The 1,282-nt window shown below is 59.2% G+C and carries 2 pseudogenes; both read left to right on the top strand.

The features are described from left to right. Positions 1–544: pseudogene (gene mafA / locus HMPREF2959_RS03855) on the top strand (adhesin MafA); the annotation flags it as partial. Between the two features lie 3 nt (positions 545–547). After that, positions 548–1,282, top strand: a pseudogene (mafB, locus tag HMPREF2959_RS03850) (polymorphic toxin MafB class 1); the annotation flags it as partial.

The raw sequence follows: 1,282 nt of genomic DNA, 5'->3' as shown, positions 1-1,282 counted from the left end.
AAACAGCGGACGCAAAGGCGAACGCTCCGCCGGACTGTCCGTCAACGGCACGGGCGACTACCGCAACGAAACCCTGCTCGCCAACCCCCGCGACGTTTCCTTCCTGACCAACCTCATCCAAACCGTCTTCTACCTGCGCGGCATCGAAGTCGTACCGCCCGAATACGCCGACACCGACGTATTCGTAACCGTCGACGTATTCGGCACCGTCCGCAGCCGCACCGAACTGCACCTCTACAACGCCGAAACCCTTAAAGCCCAAACCAAGCTCGAATATTTCGCCGTTGACCGCGACAGCCGGAAACTGCTGATTGCCCCTAAAACCGCCGCCTACGAATCCCAATACCAAGAACAATACGCCCTCTGGATGGGACCTTACAGCGTCGGCAAAACCGTCAAAGCCTCAGACCGCCTGATGGTCGATTTCTCCGACATCACCCCCTACGGTGACACAACCGCCCAAAACCGTCCCGACTTCAAACAAAACAACGGTAAAAACCCCGATGTCGGCAACGAAGTCATCCGCCGCCGCAAAGGAGGATAAACCGTGAAACCGCTGCGCAGACTGACAAACCTCCTTGCCGCCTGCGCCGTAGCGGCCGCCGCCTTCGGACAGCCCGCCCTCGCGGCGGACTTGGCGCAAGATCCGTTCATTACCGATAACGCCCAACGGCAGCACTACGAACCCGGAGGCAAATACCACCTCTTCGGCGACCCGCGCGGCAGCGTTTCCGACCGCACCGGTCAAATCAACGTCATCCAAGACTATACCCACCAGATGGGCAACCTGCTCATCCAACAGGCAAACATCAACGGCACAATCGGCTACCACACCCGCTTTTCCGGACACGGACACGAAGAACACGCCCCCTTCGACAACCACGCCGCCGACAGCGCAAGCGAAGAAAAAGGCAACGTTGACGACGGCTTTACCGTGTACCGGCTCAACTGGGAAGGACACGAACATCATCCCGCCGATGCCTACGACGGCCCGAAGGGCGGCAATTACCCCAAACCTACGGGCGCACGAGACGAATACACCTATCACGTCAACGGCACAGCCCGCAGTATCAAACTCAATCCGACCGACACCCGCAGCATCCGGCAACGCATATCCGACAACTACAACAACCTCGGCAGCAATTTCTCCGACCGCGCCGATGAAGCCAACAGAAAAATGTTCGAGCACAATGCCAAGCTCGACCGCTGGGGCAACAGCATGGAGTTTATCAACGGCGTCGCCGCCGGCGCGCTCAACCCCTTTATCAGCGCGGGCGAAGCC

The organism is Neisseria sp. HMSC070F02 (assembly GCF_001814225.1).
Classification (GTDB): domain Bacteria; phylum Pseudomonadota; class Gammaproteobacteria; order Burkholderiales; family Neisseriaceae; genus Neisseria; species Neisseria meningitidis.
This window is presented reverse-complemented; position numbering and strand designations above follow the sequence as displayed.